This window comes from Mycobacterium sp. SA01, assembly GCF_041287105.1.
GTDB lineage: Bacteria > Actinomycetota > Actinomycetes > Mycobacteriales > Mycobacteriaceae > Mycobacterium.
On the sequence record NZ_JBGGNO010000017.1, the window covers coordinates 551,390 to 567,998 of the forward strand.

The following is a 16,609-nucleotide window of genomic DNA, read 5'->3' on the forward strand; positions in this document are numbered from 1 at the left end:
GATCACGCGCGCAGATAGTCCAGCTGGGCGCGCACCGATTTCTCGGCGGCGTCCCACAGTTTCTGGTCGACGTCGGTGTAGACGTGTTCGACGACCTGGCGCGCGGTGGCGTCCGCACCGAGCGCCCGCAGGGCCTGGCGAACCTGCTCGAGCCGTTCTTCGCGGTGCGATAGATACAAGGTGGTGACGGCTTCGAGGTCGTCGAGGTCGGGGCCATGCCCCGGCAGCACCGTGCGAGGCCCGAGCCCCTGCAGCCGGCGCAACGAATCCAGGTATTGGGTCAGGCTGCCGTCCTCGTCGTCGATGACGGTGGTGCCACGGCCGAGCACCGTGTCGGCGGTCAGCACCGGACCTTTCCCGGCGCTGCGCTTGCCCCTGGCATCGTCGACCAGGAACGACAGTGAGTCCGCGGTGTGTCCGGGGGTGGCCATCACCGTGATCCGCAGGCCGGCGGCGTCAATGACCTCACCATCGCTCAACGGTCCGCCGAGCCCGCGCAGGAACCCGCTGCCCACCGAGCGCACCACGGCTCCGGTCCGGTCGACGATCTTGTCGATGCCACCGGTGTGGTCCTCGTGCTTGTGACTGATCAGCACCAGCGAGATGGTGCCGAGCTCGGCGAGCCTGTCGATGTGCTCGTCGTCGTCGGGACCCGGGTCGACGATCACCATCTCGGCGCTGCCGGGCCCGCGCAGCACCCACGTGTTCGTGCCGTCCAGCGTCATGATCCCCGGGTTGTTGCACAGCAGTACCGAGGCCGTGTCGGTCACCGGCCGCAGAATCCCGTACGCCGGATGGGTCATTCCACCTCGGCGATGAGTTCGACCTCCACCGGCGCGTTCAGCGGCAGCTCGGATACTCCGACCGCGGAGCGGGCGTGCGTGCCGGCCTCGCCGAACACCTCACCCAGGAACTCCGAGGCGCCGTTGATGACACCGGGTTGACCGGTGAAGCCGGGCGCCGACGCGACGAACCCGACCACCTTGACCACCCGCGTCACCTTGTCGAGGCCCACCAGCGCGTCGATCGCGGCCAGTGCGTTCAGCGCACACACCTGCGCGGCCTGCTTGGCCTGCTCGGCGGTCACCTCGGCGCCGACCTTGCCGGTGTGGATCAGGCTGCCCGATTCGGTCGGCAGCTGGCCGGAGGTGTAGACGAGGTTGCCGGTCCGCACCGCGGGCACGTACGCCGCCAGCGGCTTGGCGGGCGTCGGCAGGGTCAGCCCGAGCTCGGCCAACCGCTGGGATGGGGTCACTTGGGGCGCTTCAGGTACGCGACATGCTGTTCACCGGTAGGGCCGGGGAGGACCGCGACCAGTTCCCAGCCGTCGGCGCCCCACTGGTCGAGGATCTGCTTGGTGGCGTGGGTCAGCAGCGGAACCGTGGCGTATTCCCATGTCGTGGGTTGACTCATGACCGAAGCCTATCGCTCGCTCCCTTTGCCGCCGGGGCCCACAGGGGCTTGGCTAGCATGCACTGATGGCGACCACATCGAGCGACGGCAGCTCTCTGGCCTGGCCCTCCCGTCTGACCAAGGCGCGTCTGCACTTCGTGACCGGCAAGGGCGGTACCGGCAAGACCACGGTCGCAGCGGCGCTCGCACTGACCCTGGCCGCGGGCGGTCGCAGGGTGCTGCTCGTGGAAGTTGAAGGGCGGCAAGGCATTGCGCAGCTGTTCGACGTTCCGCCGCTGCCCTACGAGGAGCTGAAGATCGCCACCGCCGAGGGCGGCGGCCACGTCAACGCGCTGGCTGTCGACATCGAGGCGGCGTTCCTGGAGTACCTCGACATGTTCTACAACCTCGGCCTGGCCGGCCGGGCGATGCGCCGGATCGGTGCCATCGAGTTCGCGACGACGATCGCGCCGGGCCTGCGGGACGTCTTGCTCACCGGCAAGATCAAGGAGTCGGTGGTGCGACTGGACCGCAACAAGCGCCCGGCGTACGACGCGATCGTCGTCGACTCTCCTCCGACCGGCCGGATCGCCCGGTTCCTCGACGTCACCAAGGCCGTCTCGGACCTGGCCAAGGGCGGCCCGGTGCACTCGCAGGCCGACGGCGTGGTCAAGCTGCTGCACTCCGAGCAGACCGCGATCCATCTGGTGACCCTGCTCGAGGCGCTGCCGATCCAGGAGACCATCGAGGCCATCGAGGAACTCAAAGAACTCGGCCTGCCCATCGGCAGCGTGATCGTGAACCGCAACATCCCGCCGTTCCTGCCCGCCGCCGACCTCGCGAAGGCCGCCGAGGGCGACATCGATGCCGACGCGGTGCGCGCCGGCCTCGACAAGGTGGGCATCAATCTGGCCGACGACGACTTCGCCGGCCTGCTGACGGAGACCATCGAGCACGCCAGCCGGATCAAGGCCCGCTCCGAGAGCGCTGAGCAACTCGACCGTCTGGAGGTTCCACGCCTGGAGCTCCCGACGATCGCCGACGGGGTGGATTTGGGAAGTCTGTACGAGTTGGCGGAAACGCTTGCGCAGCAAGGTGTCCGATGAGTGATGCGAAGAGGGCACATCAGACGGACGTGACGACGACAATCGGAGTGAAGCGATGAGCACCGCGCCCCCAGTACTCGACATGAAGTCGATCCTGGCCGACAAGTCCAACCGGGTCGTGGTGTGTTGTGGCGCCGGTGGCGTCGGCAAGACCACCACCGCCGCGTCGATGGCGTTGCGCGCCGCGGAATACGGCCGCACCGTCGTGGTACTGACCATCGACCCCGCCAAGCGGCTGGCGCAGGCCTTGGGAATCGAGGAGCTCGGCAACACGCCGCAGCGGGTACCGCTGGCTCCGGAGGTGAGCGGTGAGCTGTACGCGATGATGCTCGACATGCGCCGGACGTTCGACGAGATGGTGGTCGAATACTCGGGATCCGAACGCGCACAGTCGATTCTGGACAACCAGTTCTATCAGACCGTCGCCACATCGCTGGCCGGCACGCAGGAATACATGGCCATGGAGAAGCTCGGCCAGCTGCTCGGGCAGGACCGCTGGGATCTGGTGGTGGTGGACACCCCGCCGTCGCGCAACGCCTTGGACTTCCTCGACGCACCGAAGCGGCTCGGCAGCTTCATGGACGGCCGCCTGTGGCGGTTGCTCCTGGCGCCCGGCCGGGGCTTCGGCAAGCTGGTGACCGGTGTCGTCGGCCTGGCGATGAAGGCCATGTCGACCATCCTCGGTTCGCAGATGCTCTCGGACGCTTCGGCATTCGTGCAATCGCTGGATTCGACGTTCGGCGGTTTCCGCGAGAAGGCGGACCGCACCTACGAGTTGCTCAAGCGCCGCGGCACTCAGTTCGTGGTGGTGTCGGCGGCCGAGCCGGATGCGCTTCGCGAGGCGTCATTCTTCGTCGACCGGCTCTCGACGGAGGGCATGCCGTTGGCGGGGCTGATCCTCAACCGCACCCACCCGACGCTGTCCTCGCTCACCGTGGAGCGCGCCATCGACGGCATCGAGGAGTTGGAAGCAGCCGGCCCCGACAACGGGAACCAACTTGCGGCGGCGGTGTTGCAGATCCACGCCGACCGGGCGCAGACCGCCAAGCGGGAGGTGCGGTTGTTGTCGCGGTTCACGGGCGCCAATCCGCATGTTCCGGTGGTGGGCGTGCCCTCGTTGCCGTTCGATGTGTCGGATCTCGACGCCTTGCAGGCGATCGCCGATCAGATCACGGGAGAAACCGCGTAAAGAGAGTCCCGGCCGCTCGGCCGGGACTCCTCGCGAAAATTAGCTGACGCTGCGGTGCTTGCGCTGCGCGGCGAAGAATTCCGACCAGGACACCACTTCGGGGTGCTGCTTGAGCAGTGCGCGACGCTGACGTTCCGTCATGCCGCCCCACACACCGAATTCCACCCGATTGTCGAGCGCGTCCGCGCCACACTCGGCCATGACCGGACAGTGACGGCAGATGACCGCGGCCTTGCGCTGGGCGGCGCCGCGGACGAATAGCTCATCGGGGTCGGTTGACCGGCACAAAGCTCGCGAAACCCACGCGATCCGGGCTTCCCCGTCCGCACCTGGGATGGATCCGTGCAAAAGCGCTGCGCTTGGCTTGCGAACAGCGGTCCGAATACCTGACACCGACGGTCCCCTTCGTCCGGCCGCTGTCTGCGGCTGACAATCTTCTGGTGTAGGCCGCGTATGCGATCTACGCCACATTGCGACTTGGAGTGTTACCTGTATCGCACTGTCTGTTTAAGTTAGGTGGTCAGGTATCTTTTGCGCAACAGTTGAATCACAGGTTTTTTGGGACGACCGTCCAGACCGATCATGAACTGGCATTTTCTGACTATCGCGTAAATACCGTCGATATCCTCGTAGGCCGAGGGACGCTGCGCAAGACCCGTCCCGGTCTCTCGTTACTCTGTAGCTCATGTCGGAACGCCCGCCAGCCGGGGCCACGATCATCAAGCTGGCCTGGTGCTGCCTGTTGGCCAGCGTGATACTGGCGGCGCTCCTATTTCCCGTGGTCGGCGGGGTGGGACTGATTTCCAACCGCGCCTCCGATGTGGTGGCCAACGGCTCGGCTCAGCTGGTCGAGGGCGAAGTGCCCGCGGTGACCACCATGGTGGATGCCAAGGGCAACCCCATCGCCTGGCTGTACTCGCAACGTCGCTTCGAGGTTCCGAGCGACAAAATCGCCGACACCATGAAGCTGGCAATCGTGTCCATCGAGGACAAGAGATTTGCCGAACATAACGGTGTCGACTGGAAAGGCACGCTCACCGGCTTGGCCGGTTACGCCTCCGGCGATGTCGACACCCGCGGCGGCTCCACGATCGAGCAGCAGTACGTCAAGAACTATCAGCTGCTGGTGATCGCCCAGACGGACGCCGAGAAGCGTGCGGCCGTGGAGACCACGCCGGCCCGCAAGCTGCGGGAGATCCGGATGGCGCTCACGCTGGACAAGACGTTCACCAAAGCTGAGATCTTGACCCGCTATCTGAACCTGGTCAGCTTCGGCAACGGCGCCTTCGGCATCCAGGACGCCGCCCAGACCTACTTCGGCATTGACGCCTCCCAGCTGAACTGGCAGCAGGCCGCACTGCTGGCCGGGATGGTGCAGTCGACCAGCGCGCTGAACCCGTACACCAACCCCGACGGCGCCCTGGCGCGCCGCAACCTCGTGCTCGACACGATGATCGACAACGTCCCGGGCAAGGCCGATGAGCTGCGGGCCGCCAAGCAGGAACCGCTGGGCATCCTGCCGCAGCCGAATGAACTGCCGCGCGGCTGCATCGCCGCCGGCGACCGCGCGTTCTTCTGCGATTACGTGCAGGAGTACCTCGCGCGGGCCGGCATCAGCAAGGACCAGCTCGCCCGCGGCGGCTATCTGATCAAGACCACGCTGGACCCCGATGTGCAGAATTCGGTGAAGAGCGCCGTCGACGCGCTTGCCCCGCCGGATATCAACGGCATCGCCAGCGTGATGAGCGTCGTGCTGCCGGGCAAGGACTCCCACCCGGTGGTCGCGATGGTCAGTAACCGGACCTACGGTCTGAACTCCGCGGTCGGGGAAACCATGCAGCCGCAACCCTTTTCGCTCGCCGGTGACGGTGCGGGCTCGATCTTCAAGATCTTCACCACGGCCGCCGCGTTGGACATGGGCATGGGTATCAACGCCAATCTCGACGCCCCCTCGCGCTTCGAGGCGAAAGGCCTCGGCAGTGGCGGCGCCAAAGGCTGCCCACGGGACACCTGGTGTGTGCAGAACGACGGCAACTACCGCGGATCGATGAGCGTCACCGATGCGCTGGCCCAGTCGCCCAACACCGCGTTCGCAAAGCTGATTTCCCAGGTGGGTGTGCAGCGCACGGTCGATATGGCCGTCAAACTGGGCCTGCGTTCCTACGCCGAGCCCGGTACCGCGCGTCCGTACGATCCGGACACCAACGAGAGCCTCGCCGACTTCATCAAGCGGCAGAATCTCGGATCGTTCACGCTGGGCCCCATTCAGGTCAACGCGCTCGAGTTGTCCAACGTCGCGGCCACGCTGGCCTCCGGTGGCACCTGGTGCCCGCCCAACCCCGTCGACAAGCTCTACGACCGCAACGGCAACGAGGTCTCGGTCACCACCGAGACCTGCGATCAGGTGGTGCCGGAAGGCTTGGCCAACACGCTGTCCAACGCGCTGAGCAAGGACGATGTCAGCGGTACCGCGGCAGCGTCGGCCCGCTCGGTGGGCTGGGACCTGCCGACGTCGGGCAAGACCGGCACCACCGAGGCACATCGGTCCTCGGGTTTCCTCGGCTACACCAACCGCTACGCGGCGGCCGCCTATATCTACGACGACTCCACCTCCCCGTCCGATCTGTGTTCCTTCCCGCTGCGGCAGTGCGGCGACGGCAACCTCTACGGCGGTAATGAACCGGCCAAGACCTGGTTCACGGCGATGAAGCCGATCGCGACGAACTTCGGCGACGTCGCGCTCCCGCCCACCGATCCGCGCTACGTCGACGGCGGCCCGGGCTCCCGGGTGCCGACCGTGTCGGGCCTGACCCAGGACGCGGCGCGGACCCGCCTGAAGGAATCCGGCTTCCAGGTGGCCGACCAGGCCAGCCCGGTCAACAGCACATCGCCGGCCGGCACGGTGGTCGGCACGTCGCCGGGCGGGCAGACGATTCCCGGCTCGATCATCACGATCCAGATCAGCAACGGCATACCGCCTGCCCCGCCGCCGCCTCCGCCTGGGGCTCCGCCGATACCGGGGCTCGACGGTGCGCCGTTCGGGCAGACCGTCGTCGAGATCCCCGGACTCCCGCCGATCACCGTTCCGCTGCTGGCGCCGCCTCCGCCGCCACCATGATCGGGTGAAGGGCGGACGGGGGCAGTATTCTTGCCGTTATGGCTGTGCCGTCCGCTGTGAAGTCGTCCGCCCTCGTGGCCGCCGGCTCGGCCGCGCTTGCGGTCGGCTATGCCACGGTGATCGAACGCAACGCGTTCGTCGTCCGCGAAGTGACCATGCCGGTGCTGTCGCCCGGCTCCACCCCGTTGCGGGTGCTGCACCTCAGCGATATCCATATGCGCCCGTCGCAGCGGCACAAGCAGGCCTGGCTGCGTGAACTGGCCCGCTGGGAGCCCGATTTGGTGGTCAACACCGGCGACAACCTGTCGCACCCGAAGGCCGTGCCCGCGGTGGTGCAGGCGGTCGGGGACCTGTTGTCGGTGCCGGGTGTTTTCGTGTTCGGCAGCAACGACTACTTCGCCCCGAAGTTCAAGAACCCCGCACGGTACCTGTACGACAGCAACGGTCGTATCCACGGCAAGCCGCTGCCGTGGCAGGACCTCCGCGCCGCGTTCACCGAGCGTGGCTGGCTGGATCTGACCCACAACCGCCGCGACTTCGAGGTGGCCGGGCTGACAATCGCCGCCGCTGGCGTCGACGACCCGCATCTGGGCCGGGACCGCTACGACACCATCGCCGGGCCGCCGTCGCCTGCGGCCAACCTGACCCTCGGTGTCGCACACGCGCCCTACACCCGGGTGCTGGACCGCTTCGCCGCCGACGGTTATCAGCTGATCATGGCCGGCCACACCCACGGCGGACAGTTGTGCCTGCCGTTCTACGGTGCCCTGGTCACCAATTGCGATCTGGACCGGTCCCGCGTCAAGGGCGCCTCGCGGTGGGGCGCCGATACCGCCCTGCACGTCTCGGCGGGCATCGGCACATCGCCGTTCGCGCCGTACAGGTTCTGCTGCCGTCCCGAAGCGACACTGCTGACCTTGGTGGCCGCACCGACCGGCGGCCACGACGAGACGCGAAGCGTGGTGCGGTCCAGCCCCACCGCCTCGGTGCGGTGACCGCCGCCTGCCATTCCAGCCGGCCATGACGTCGATCGCGGCTCACACCCGCCCGCGCGGCTGGGTGGACAACGCCATCCGGCTGATCGAGGCCGACAGCAGGCGCAGTGCGGACACCCATCTGCTGCGTTATCCACTGCCGGCGTCGTGGAGCGGTGGCGTCGACATCGCGCTCTATCTCAAGGACGAGTCGACGCATATCACCGGCAGTCTCAAACACCGGCTGGCCCGCTCGCTGTTTCTGTACGGGTTGTGCAATGGCTGGATCGGCGAGCACACCACGGTCGTCGAGGCGTCCTCAGGATCGACAGCGGTCTCCGAGGCCTATTTCGCCGCGTTGTTGGGATTGCCGTTCGTCGCCGTGATGACCGCCTCGACGAGCGCGTCCAAGGTGAAGCTGATCGAGGCGCAGGGCGGGCGATGTCATTTCGTCGACGAGCCCGGCGAGGTGTACACGGCGGCTCAGCGGATCGCCGAGGAGACCGGCGGCCACTACCTGGACCAGTTCACCAACGCCGAGCGGGCCACCGACTGGCGGGGCAACAACAACATCGCCGAGTCGATCTACGACCAGATGAGTGCCGAACGCCATCCGATCCCGACGTGGATCGTGGTGGGCGCCGGCACCGGGGGCACCAGCGCCACGATCGGGCGCTATGTCCGGTACCGACGCCATGAAACGAAGTTGTGCGTGGTGGACCCGGAGAACTCGGCGTTCTTTCCGTCGTACGCGCACGGCCGCGACGTCGTCACCGGGCCGCCGTCGCGCATCGAGGGCATCGGCCGTCCGCGCGTCGAGCCGTCGTTCCTGCCGGAGATCGTCGACCGCATGGTGAGCGTTCCCGATGCCGCGTCGATCGCGGCGGCACATCATGTCTCGCGGGTATTGGGCCGTCGTGTCGGGCCCTCGACGGGAACGAACGTCTGGGGCGCGTTCGGCCTGCTGGCCGAGATGGTCGCGGCCGGTGTCGGCGGCTCGGTGGTCACCCTGATCGCTGACAGCGGCGACCGCTACGCCGACACGTACTACAACGCCGACTGGTTAGCGGGTCACAACCTCAACCCCGGCGAGCACGCGGACGCGCTGGCCGAGTTCGAACGATCCTGCGGCTGGGTTTGGTCCGGCTCGTCGACGACGTCGTAGTCGCCGGTCACCACCAGCCACAGCGCTGCGAGCAGGAAGAAACCCCCGTACACCACGGCCCCCAAAGCGGTCATCATCCGCCCCACCTTTCGCTGCTCGGCGCATTTGTGTCGCCGTCAGTTTCCATAACGCCACCGACAAGTCAGATCCATCCCGCGACACGCCGTGAACTTCGCCGATGGGCCCGACAAGCCGTTTGGCTTCTCACCCGTCGCGTGCGATACGCTGTCGAGGCTTCACGCGGGGTGTGGCGCAGCTTGGTAGCGCGCTTCGTTCGGGACGAAGAGGTCGTGGGTTCGAATCCCGCCACCCCGACTCCAGTTGATGCAGCTAGTGGCCCTGATCCGGGTTAGCCGGTCAGGGCCTCTTGCGTAAACGGCCTAGGTGGGTCAGGCCGTTTCACCCGCGCATGCCAGAGCGGCGGTCACAAACGCGTCGCGGACCGGATCGGCGACAGCAGCATCCCATATCAGCGTGACCCGAGCCGGTGCCAGATCCTCAATGGGGACGACGCACACGTCGGGCCGCCGGTAGAACGCTGTTGCCGACCGCGGGAGGATCGCGAATCCTTCGTGTGCGGCGACGCGTTCGAGTTTCTCCTCCATGGTGGACGCAATGCGGTGACCACCGCGGCGGTGTTCGGGCATCGCGAGGGCGCACCATTCCGGGATCAGGGCAGGATCCTGCAGTGGGCGGTACGAGGCCAGCTCGGAGAGCCGCACCGACTGACGGCGGGCAAGGGGGTCGTCGGCGGGCAGCAGAGCGTCGCGCGGTTCCTCGAGGAGCGCCGCAGCCCCGAGCCCGCGATGGTCGATGGGCTCACGGGCGTAGACCACATCGAGAGTGCGGTTGCGCACCGATTCGAGCTGTTCGGCCCAACCGATCGGGACCACCTCCGCACGGTGGGCCGGGTTTGCCGCTACGAAGCTCCGCACGGCCGCGGTCGCCAACAGGCCCGGCATTACACCGACTTTGACGACTCGGGTGCTACTCGCAGCTCGGGTGAGCCTGTCCTGCAACGCCTTTGACTCCGACAGCAAGAAGCGCGCATCCTGCAGCAACTGGCTGCCCGCATCAGTGAGTGTGGTACCTCGGGTGTCGCGGATCAGCAGTCGAACGCCGAGTTCGTCCTCGAAGGCCCGAATCTGTCGCGACAGCACCGGCTGGGCGATGTGCAGCCGGCGGGCGGCGCGCCCGAAGTTCCGCTCCTCGGCCACCGCGACGAAGTATCGAAGCTTGCGCATGTCCAGGTCGGGACCGCTCATACCCCGAGGGTATCGCTCGGCGACGAAGAGAGTCTTGGACGTACGCCCTCGCGCGGCGGACCGTTGAATCATGAGTCTGAAGCACACCAACGTCCTCGTCATCGGCGGAACCTCCGGCATCGGCCTCGGCGTGGCACACGCCGTGGCCGATCGCGGCGCCACCCCGTACGTCGCGTCTCGCCATCAGGCCGGCGTCGACCGTGCGCTAGCGGAATTGCCCGCCGGAGCGCGCGGGGCCACCGTCGACCTCACGGACCCCTCGGCCCTCGACCGGCTCGCCGCCGATGTCGGCGACCTTGACCATCTGGTGTACACGGCCGGCGAATCACTCGAATTGGTTCCGCTCGCAGACCTCACGCCGGCGGTCGTCAACGGCTTCCTGCAAACTCGGTTCGTCGGTGCTTTGAGCGCGGCGCGAATATTCGGCCCTCGACTGCGTAGTGGCGGCTCAATCACGTTGACCAGTGGCACGGCAGCGTGGGACCCCGGCTACGGCCCGCTCCCATCCAGTTTGTGCGGAGCGATGAACGCATTGACCACCGCGCTCGCGGTCGAACTCGCCCCGATCCGGGTCAACGCGGTCGCACCGGGGATGATCCGCACCCCGCTGTGGGACGAGATGGCTGAGGCCGATCGAAGTGCGCTCTTCGACCATGAGGCGCAACGGATTCCGTTGGGTCGCATCGGTGAGGTAGACGACGCGGTGCTCGCCTACGTCTACTGCATGGAGCAGACGTTCGGCACCGGCACCGTCATCACGGTGGAGGGCGGTTCGCTGCTGGTCTGACGCACCGCTCGTCCGAGCTCTACAGGCCCAGCGACTGATAGATCCCGGCCCGCTCCCGGTAGGCGTCAGGCAGGGGCGCGAAGATTGTCCAGTCGTGGAACTGGCCCTTCCTGAGCACGAACGTGAAGTCCGCACCGGCCGCGGTCGCCTTGTCACGCAACCGCAGCGCCTGCTGGGTCAGCAGATCCCGAGAGCTCGAGTACACCGTCGTCGGCGCCAGTCCGCCCAGCGAGCCGAAGATCGGGCTGACGACGGGATCGTCCGCGGCGAGATCGCCCGCCCACGACAGCAGGTTGTTGTCGTGCCCGTCGTGGGGATTGCCCAGCAGCGGGTCGTCCACCGGGTTGGGGAACGTGTCGCTGAGATCGAGGGCGGGGGCCAGCAGAAGGAGGCGATGCGGCTGGGTCCCGTCGCGCTTGACGATTTCCTGCAATGCGGCCAAGGCGATGGTGCCACCGGCCGAGTCGCCCATCACGCTCACGTTGTCCGAGCCGTGGGCGGCGATCTGCGCGTCGATGAAGTCGGCCATCACCGGGATGTCGGTTGCCGCATTGCCAACGGGCGCAAGGGTATACAGCGGGACCACGATGGTCGCGTGCGTATCGCGGGCCATGTCTGTGTAGGTCCACCAGTGGAAGATGCTGATCTGGCCGATGAACGAGCCACCGTGAATGGCCACCACGTACTGGCCGCTGGGGTCGCGCGGTGTCAGCGTCCACACGGCCATGCCTTCGTATTCCGTTTTCTGCGCGGTGATCCCGGACAGCAGGAAGAAGTCCGGCTTCCCGTCGGTGAAGAATGGGATCTGCGCGCTGGTTCCACTCAAACTGAACGGCAGATTGAAGGTCTTGGTCACGAAATTGATGGCCCGCAGGCCGGCCACCACCGCGCGCTGGAAAATGGTGGGCGGCGGACCGCTGTACAAATTCTCATCGACCGGCGGCGCCGCCTCGGCGAACACCGCCTCCGCCTTGGGTGTCACCCTGGCCGACGATGCGTGTGCGACGGCATCGGTGGTGGGGTTGACCCCCAAAGACGTTGTAGCCGAGGGCTTTGCCGTTGCCGTAGCCGGTGAGACCGCATCCTGGTTGTCGCGCCGGGTGGCACCGAGAACTGAGATTGCCACCGCCGCGACGTTGGGCGTCTTCGGGGCGGGGACTGTGGACGTGATCCGCACCGGATTCGAAACCACCGACAGTGCTTGCGATTTCGTCACTGAACGAGGCTTTAGTCGAGCGCTGGACGCGGATGTGTTCTTGGTCGACGTCGCCGACGAGGACGGGCCGTCCGACGCGGATCCGGTGTCCGCCCATGCGACACCTTGGGCGGCCAGCGCTATGCCCGCACCCACCCCGAGGGCAGCGGCAAGCCCACCGACTCGCCCGACGAACACGCCTGCTGCCATGGCCCGACCTCCCGACGACGCTGTGGTTAGGCCGAAACTAGCAGGACGGCCCGGGTCGCAACGCGATTTGCGGCGTGGCCGGCGAGGTGAACATAGACAGAAACCGTTCGCCGGCATGCGGCGAACGGTCCAGCCTTAATGGCTCCGCGTCAGAACGGCGGCGGCGGTAACCCCGGCGGCGGAGGCAGCGGGGGCGGGCCGGGTAGCGGCGGCGAGCCCGGCAGGAATGGAATCCACGGCGGCGGCGGCAGCGCGGGTGGCGGCGGCAGCGGCGGCGGTCCGATCGCGGGCGGCGGAGGCAGCGGGCCGAGCGCCGGTGGCGGAGGCATGGGGCCCAATGCCGGTGGCGGAGGCAACACCGGAGCTGCCGGCAACGCAGCTGCCGCGGGCGGTGGTGGCAACGCGGGGGCTGCCGGTGGCGGAGGCAACACCGCAGCCGCCGGCACCGCAGCCGCCGGAACCGATGCTGCGGCCGGAACCGCTGCTGCCACCGGAACCGAGGCTGCGGCGGGAACCGCCGCGCCCGTCAAGGCCGCGAGCGGGTTCCCACTCTGGAATGCGGAGAACACCAGCGCAGAGCCCACACTGCCGGCCACCGCGGTGGTACCACCGATCGCACCATTGGCGATCGGTACCCCGATGGCGAGCCCGACGTTTTGCGCGGCCTGGTCCTGGGCCGTCTGGCGAGCCTCATCCACCGAACGACCGATGGTGTTGTTGTACGTGTTCGTCAAGCTGTCGAGGTACGTCTGCAGATCCGACCCCTGATCGGCCGTCGCATTGGGAGCGGCTGCACCCGTGCCAGCCGCCGCAAACAACGCCCCCAGCGACAACGAAGTCGCAGCCACCGCCCGAAGCGATGTATGACGAAGGCTCATAACGGCCCCCTTCCTGATGGCGCCATACTATCGGGCCGGGCGACAAACCGACACTTACGATTTTCTAAGCTAATGCGAATCCGCCCAGCAACGTGGCAAACCCTCAGTTCAGGCGGCTGGACGCATCAACGTCGCGGCTCACAGTGCTGCTGCGGCCGCCCTGCCCGCGGCGCGACCGGAGAACAGGCACCCGCCGAGGAACGTTCCCTCCAGCGCGTTGTAGCCGTGGACGCCACCCCCGCCGAACCCGGCGACCTCCCCTGCCGCGTACAGACCGTCGATCGGCTTGCCGTCCGCTCCGATGGCTCGCGATGACAGATCGGTCTGGATACCGCCGAGAGTTTTACGCGTGAGGATGTGCAGCTTCACCCCGATCAGCGGTCCAGCGGCCGGGTCGAGGATCCGATGCGGCGCCGCGGTCCGGCCGATGCGGTCCCCGATGTAGCGGCGAGAGTTGCGAATGCCTTGTACCTGAGCGTCTTTGGAGTACGGATTCGCCATCTGCAGATCGCGCGCCTCGATCTGTCGGCGAATCAGCCCGGCATCCAGCAGCGGTTCGTCGGTCAGTGCGTTCATCTTGGTCACCAGTTCGCCGAGGCCGTCGGCCACCGCGAAGTCCGCTCCGTTGCGCTTGAAGGCCTCCACCGGCGCCGGCGCACCCTTGCTGAACAACCGTTCCTTGAGGAACCCTGCGCGGTCCTTGCCGGTGATGTCGGGGTTCTGCTCGGAACCCGACAGGGCGAACTCCCGCTCGATCATCTTCTGAGTGAGGATGAACCAGCTGTGGTCATATCCGGCAATGTCCGGAGTGGTGCGTAGATAGCGCAGCGTGCCCAAGGTGTCATAGCCGGGCAGGTACGGCTGGGGCAGCCGCCGGCCCAGTGCGTCGAACCACATCGATGACGGTCCCGGCAGAATCCGGATGGCATGCTTCGGCCAGATCGGATCCCAGTTCTGCACACCTTCGGTGTAGTGCCACATCCGGTCTCGGTTGACCAGTCGCACGCCAGAGCCGGCGGCGATGTCGAGCATCCGCCCGTCGACGTAGGCCGGCACACCGGTGATCATTGACGCCGGTGGCGTGCCCATCCGCTGCGGCCAGTAGCGCCGGACGATGTCGTGGTTCCCACCGATACCGCCGGTGGTGACGATTACGGCTTGGGCCTGAAATTCGAATTCGCCCACGCGATCCCGGTTCGACGGTGCGCCGCGAGGGGCGTCGTCGGGTGCCAGCACCGTGCCTCGTACGCCGGTTGCGACACCGTCCGCGATGACCAGTTCGTCCACCCGGTGCCGGTGCCGGAAGGTCACCAGGCCGCGCTCGGCGGCAGCGAGCGCGGAGTTGACGAACGGCTCGACCACGCCGGTGCCGGTGCCCCAGGCGACGTGGAAGCGCGGCACCGAATTGCCGTGCCCGTCGGCCCGGAGGTCACCGCGCTCGGCCCAGCCGACGGTCGGCAGGAACTTGATGCCGTGCCCGAGCAGCCAGGAGCGTTTCTCGCCGGCGGCGAACTCGACGTAGGCGCGGGCCCACCGCACCGCCCAGCTGTCCTCGTCGTCGACCCGGTCGAACTGCGCACTGCCGGACCAGTCACCCCAGGCGAGCTCGAGACTGTCCTTGACGCCGAGCCGACGTTGCTCGGGGGTGTCGACCAAAAACAGGCCGCCGAACGACCAGAACGCCTGGCCGCCGAGGTTGGCCTGGTTCTCCTGGTCGAGCAGCAGCACCTTCTTACCGCGGCTGGTCAGCTCGTGGGTGGCGACCAGACCGGCCAGGCCGGCGCCGATCACGATGACGTCTGCATCCATTTGATCTGAGCCCTTCGGTGTGGAGAGAGAATTATCGTCCCCCCATGACGGAAATCAGTTTCGATCGGTGGTACCGGCCACTGGCTGCTCCGCTGGGCCTCGGCCCCGGCCGCTGCGACGTATCGGTCGTCGGCGGCATCTTGCACGTGTCGATGGGCTGGGGTTTCTCGGCCGACATTCCACTGGCGTCGATCACCGAGGCCGCACCTGCGAAGGGGCCTTTTCTCGGGTGGGGGGTGCACGGTTGGCGCGGCCGATGGCTGGTGAACGGCTCGTCCAAAGGGGTCGTCGAGCTGGGCATCGATCCCCCGGTGCAGGCCAAGGTGGTCGGGATTCCGACGACTCTGCGATCTCTACTCGTCAGCGTCACCGACCCCGATGCCCTGATCTCCGCTTGCTCACACAAATAAAGCCGCAACTGAAGTGACAGACGGGGTTTAGCTCCCCGCCTCTAGGGGGACAAGCTTTCAGTGACGCTTGCTCCCATAGTTGTAGAACCGCGCCTCCCCGAAGCTCGTGGGCCGGTATCGATGGCAGTCCTCGAGCTTCTCACCGAACGTGCGCCGCGCAACCATCTGCAGCGGATCGAAGCGTCGCTGCATGACTCCGATCCTTACGGCATCGACATCCAGCTTGCGCTCTACGTCTGCTACGAGCTCCACTACCGCGGGTTTGCCGGCGTAGATCCGGGTTGGGAGTGGAACCCGGGACTGCTGCACTTGCGCGCCCAACTCGAAGAGATGTTCCTGACCGCTGTGCAGCGTGATGTCGGTGACATCAGTCCCGAGGACACGGCCGACGCCGAGATGGCGAAGCTGACGATCGAACCGGCCGACGGCACAGGCCCGTCCTACTATCTGCGCAGCACGGGCACCTGGGAGCAGATGCAGGAATACTTCGTGCATCGCTCGCTCTATCACCTCAAGGAGGGCGACCCGCACGCGTGGGCCATCCCCCGGTTGACCGGGTTGGCCAAGGCGGCTTTCGTCGCCATCGAGTTCGACGAATTCGGCGGTGGCAGAAGCGATCACGCGCACCAGCAGCTCTTCGCCGACCTGATGGTCGCCGCCGGGCTGGACGCCAGCTACCTCGGGTACATCGACGCGGTGCCCGCCGAGTCGCTGGCCGTGGTGAACCTGATGTCGATGTTCGGCCTGCACCGCGCATATCGGGGAGCCGCGATCGGGCACTTCGCCTCCACCGAGATCACCTCGTCGCCGGGATCACGGCGCCTGGTCGATGCCATGGAGCGCATGGGTGCGCCCGAGACGTGCGCGCAGTTCTACCGCGAGCATGTGGAGGCCGACGCCGTGCACGAGCAGGTGGTTCGCACCGATGTGGTCGGCGACCTGGTGAGTCGCGAGCCGGCGCTGGACCGGGACGTCATCTTCGGGATCCGGGCCCACCTGATGGTGGAAGATCGGCTCGCCGATCACCTGATGCGGTGCTGGACCAGCGGGCGCAGCTCGCTACGTCGGCCGCTGACCAGCTGACGCATCGTGGGGGGGGGGGGGGCGGGGG

The 16,609-nt window shown here is 67.1% G+C and carries 16 protein-coding genes and 1 tRNA gene; 9 read left to right on the plus strand and 8 right to left on the minus strand.

Annotated elements, in window-relative coordinates:
• Positions 1 to 2: 2 nt before the first annotated feature.
• From AB4879_RS12890 to AB4879_RS12900, 3 genes are read right to left on the minus strand one after another with little or no spacing between them, the layout of a single operon-like run.
• Entirely contained in the window at positions 3 to 803 is an 801-nt protein-coding gene (locus AB4879_RS12890) for an MBL fold metallo-hydrolase (RefSeq protein ID WP_370507859.1), read from the minus strand.
• Complete coding sequence (locus AB4879_RS12895; protein ID WP_370507860.1) at positions 800 to 1,255, minus strand: RidA family protein; 456 nt, start codon at positions 1,253 to 1,255, stop codon at positions 800 to 802. The genes AB4879_RS12890 and AB4879_RS12895 overlap by 4 nt, the downstream gene beginning before the upstream one ends.
• Positions 1,252 to 1,413 (minus strand): DUF4177 domain-containing protein, encoded by a 162-nt coding sequence (locus AB4879_RS12900; protein ID WP_005138621.1) that lies wholly within the window; start codon positions 1,411 to 1,413, stop codon positions 1,252 to 1,254. The genes AB4879_RS12895 and AB4879_RS12900 overlap by 4 nt, the downstream gene beginning before the upstream one ends.
• 62 nt (positions 1,414 to 1,475) lie before the next feature.
• Between AB4879_RS12900 and AB4879_RS12905 the strand changes: the two genes are divergently transcribed.
• Both AB4879_RS12905 and AB4879_RS12910 read left to right on the plus strand, forming a co-directional pair.
• Complete coding sequence (locus AB4879_RS12905; RefSeq protein WP_370507901.1) at positions 1,476 to 2,498, plus strand: ArsA-related P-loop ATPase; 1,023 nt, start codon at positions 1,476 to 1,478, stop codon at positions 2,496 to 2,498.
• A gap of 55 nt (positions 2,499 to 2,553) precedes the next feature.
• The gene (locus tag AB4879_RS12910) at positions 2,554 to 3,687 is read left to right on the plus strand and encodes an ArsA family ATPase (protein ID WP_370507861.1); all 1,134 of its coding nucleotides are present in this window, start codon (positions 2,554 to 2,556) and stop codon (positions 3,685 to 3,687) included.
• 39 nt (positions 3,688 to 3,726) lie between these two features.
• Here the strand turns inward: AB4879_RS12910 and AB4879_RS12915 are convergent, their stop codons facing one another.
• Entirely contained in the window at positions 3,727 to 4,080 is a 354-nt protein-coding gene (locus AB4879_RS12915; RefSeq protein WP_083120837.1) for a WhiB family transcriptional regulator, read from the minus strand.
• Between the two features lie 292 nt (positions 4,081 to 4,372).
• Here AB4879_RS12915 and ponA2 point away from each other — a divergent pair, with 292 nt between their 5' ends.
• The 4 genes from ponA2 to AB4879_RS12935 all read left to right on the plus strand — a co-directional run bounded on the left by ponA2 (position 4,373) and on the right by AB4879_RS12935 (position 9,259).
• Complete coding sequence (ponA2, locus tag AB4879_RS12920; protein WP_370507862.1) at positions 4,373 to 6,805, plus strand: transglycosylase/D,D-transpeptidase PonA2; 2,433 nt, start codon at positions 4,373 to 4,375, stop codon at positions 6,803 to 6,805.
• Between the two features lie 38 nt (positions 6,806 to 6,843).
• A complete protein-coding gene (locus AB4879_RS12925) occupies positions 6,844 to 7,800 on the plus strand; it encodes a metallophosphoesterase (protein WP_370507863.1) in 957 nt (318 codons plus the stop codon).
• 25 nt (positions 7,801 to 7,825) lie between these two features.
• Positions 7,826 to 8,944 carry a PLP-dependent cysteine synthase family protein gene (locus AB4879_RS12930; RefSeq protein ID WP_370507864.1) on the plus strand — a complete coding sequence of 373 codons (1,119 nt, stop codon included), beginning with the start codon at positions 7,826 to 7,828 and terminating at the stop codon, positions 8,942 to 8,944.
• A 241-nt stretch (positions 8,945 to 9,185) separates the two neighbouring features.
• Positions 9,186 to 9,259: transfer RNA gene (locus AB4879_RS12935), tRNA-Pro, on the plus strand.
• Positions 9,260 to 9,333: 74 nt separating this feature from the next.
• Here the strand turns inward: AB4879_RS12935 and AB4879_RS12940 are convergent.
• Positions 9,334 to 10,209: a LysR family transcriptional regulator gene (locus AB4879_RS12940; protein ID WP_370507865.1), complete on the minus strand. Its 876-nt coding sequence runs from the start codon at positions 10,207 to 10,209 to the stop codon at positions 9,334 to 9,336.
• Positions 10,210 to 10,279: 70 nt separating this feature from the next.
• On the opposite strand from AB4879_RS12940, the gene AB4879_RS12945 reads away from it, so the two are divergent.
• Positions 10,280 to 10,996 (plus strand): SDR family oxidoreductase, encoded by a 717-nt coding sequence (locus AB4879_RS12945; RefSeq protein ID WP_370507866.1) that lies wholly within the window; start codon positions 10,280 to 10,282, stop codon positions 10,994 to 10,996.
• A gap of 19 nt (positions 10,997 to 11,015) precedes the next feature.
• Here the strand turns inward: AB4879_RS12945 and AB4879_RS12950 are convergent, their stop codons facing one another.
• The 3 genes from AB4879_RS12950 to AB4879_RS12960 form a co-directional block, all read right to left on the minus strand.
• Positions 11,016 to 12,401: an alpha/beta hydrolase fold domain-containing protein gene (locus tag AB4879_RS12950; RefSeq protein WP_370507867.1), complete on the minus strand. Its 1,386-nt coding sequence runs from the start codon at positions 12,399 to 12,401 to the stop codon at positions 11,016 to 11,018.
• Positions 12,402 to 12,550: 149 nt separating this feature from the next.
• Complete coding sequence (locus AB4879_RS12955; RefSeq protein ID WP_370507868.1) at positions 12,551 to 13,279, minus strand: hypothetical protein; 729 nt, start codon at positions 13,277 to 13,279, stop codon at positions 12,551 to 12,553.
• Between the two features lie 138 nt (positions 13,280 to 13,417).
• Positions 13,418 to 15,088 (minus strand): FAD-binding dehydrogenase, encoded by a 1,671-nt coding sequence (locus AB4879_RS12960; RefSeq protein ID WP_370507869.1) that lies wholly within the window; start codon positions 15,086 to 15,088, stop codon positions 13,418 to 13,420.
• A 44-nt stretch (positions 15,089 to 15,132) separates the two neighbouring features.
• On the opposite strand from AB4879_RS12960, the gene AB4879_RS12965 reads away from it, so the two are divergent.
• Both AB4879_RS12965 and AB4879_RS12970 read left to right on the plus strand, forming a co-directional pair.
• Complete coding sequence (locus AB4879_RS12965) at positions 15,133 to 15,498, plus strand: hypothetical protein (RefSeq protein WP_370507870.1); 366 nt, start codon at positions 15,133 to 15,135, stop codon at positions 15,496 to 15,498.
• A gap of 60 nt (positions 15,499 to 15,558) precedes the next feature.
• Positions 15,559 to 16,581 carry an iron-containing redox enzyme family protein gene (locus AB4879_RS12970; protein ID WP_370507871.1) on the plus strand — a complete coding sequence of 341 codons (1,023 nt, stop codon included), beginning with the start codon at positions 15,559 to 15,561 and terminating at the stop codon, positions 16,579 to 16,581.
• Positions 16,582 to 16,609: the final 28 nt, after the last annotated feature.

Excerpts from the sequence above, each read along its gene's own strand:
- AB4879_RS12890 (WP_370507859.1), bottom strand. The coding sequence starts at position 803 with ATGACCCATCCGGCGTACGGGATTCTGCGGCCGGTGACCGACACGGCC.
- AB4879_RS12900 (WP_005138621.1), bottom strand. The coding sequence starts at position 1,413 with ATGAGTCAACCCACGACATGGGAATACGCCACGGTTCCGCTGCTGACC.
- AB4879_RS12910 (WP_370507861.1), top strand. The coding sequence starts at position 2,554 with ATGAGCACCGCGCCCCCAGTACTCGACATGAAGTCGATCCTGGCCGAC.
- ponA2 (WP_370507862.1), top strand. The coding sequence starts at position 4,373 with ATGTCGGAACGCCCGCCAGCCGGGGCCACGATCATCAAGCTGGCCTGG.
- AB4879_RS12925 (WP_370507863.1), top strand. The coding sequence starts at position 6,844 with ATGGCTGTGCCGTCCGCTGTGAAGTCGTCCGCCCTCGTGGCCGCCGGC.
- AB4879_RS12930 (WP_370507864.1), top strand. The coding sequence starts at position 7,826 with ATGACGTCGATCGCGGCTCACACCCGCCCGCGCGGCTGGGTGGACAAC.
- AB4879_RS12940 (WP_370507865.1), bottom strand. The coding sequence starts at position 10,209 with ATGAGCGGTCCCGACCTGGACATGCGCAAGCTTCGATACTTCGTCGCG.
- AB4879_RS12945 (WP_370507866.1), top strand. The coding sequence starts at position 10,280 with ATGAGTCTGAAGCACACCAACGTCCTCGTCATCGGCGGAACCTCCGGC.
- AB4879_RS12950 (WP_370507867.1), bottom strand. The coding sequence starts at position 12,401 with ATGGCAGCAGGCGTGTTCGTCGGGCGAGTCGGTGGGCTTGCCGCTGCC.
- AB4879_RS12955 (WP_370507868.1), bottom strand. The coding sequence starts at position 13,279 with ATGAGCCTTCGTCATACATCGCTTCGGGCGGTGGCTGCGACTTCGTTG.
- AB4879_RS12960 (WP_370507869.1), bottom strand. The coding sequence starts at position 15,088 with ATGGATGCAGACGTCATCGTGATCGGCGCCGGCCTGGCCGGTCTGGTC.
- AB4879_RS12965 (WP_370507870.1), top strand. The coding sequence starts at position 15,133 with ATGACGGAAATCAGTTTCGATCGGTGGTACCGGCCACTGGCTGCTCCG.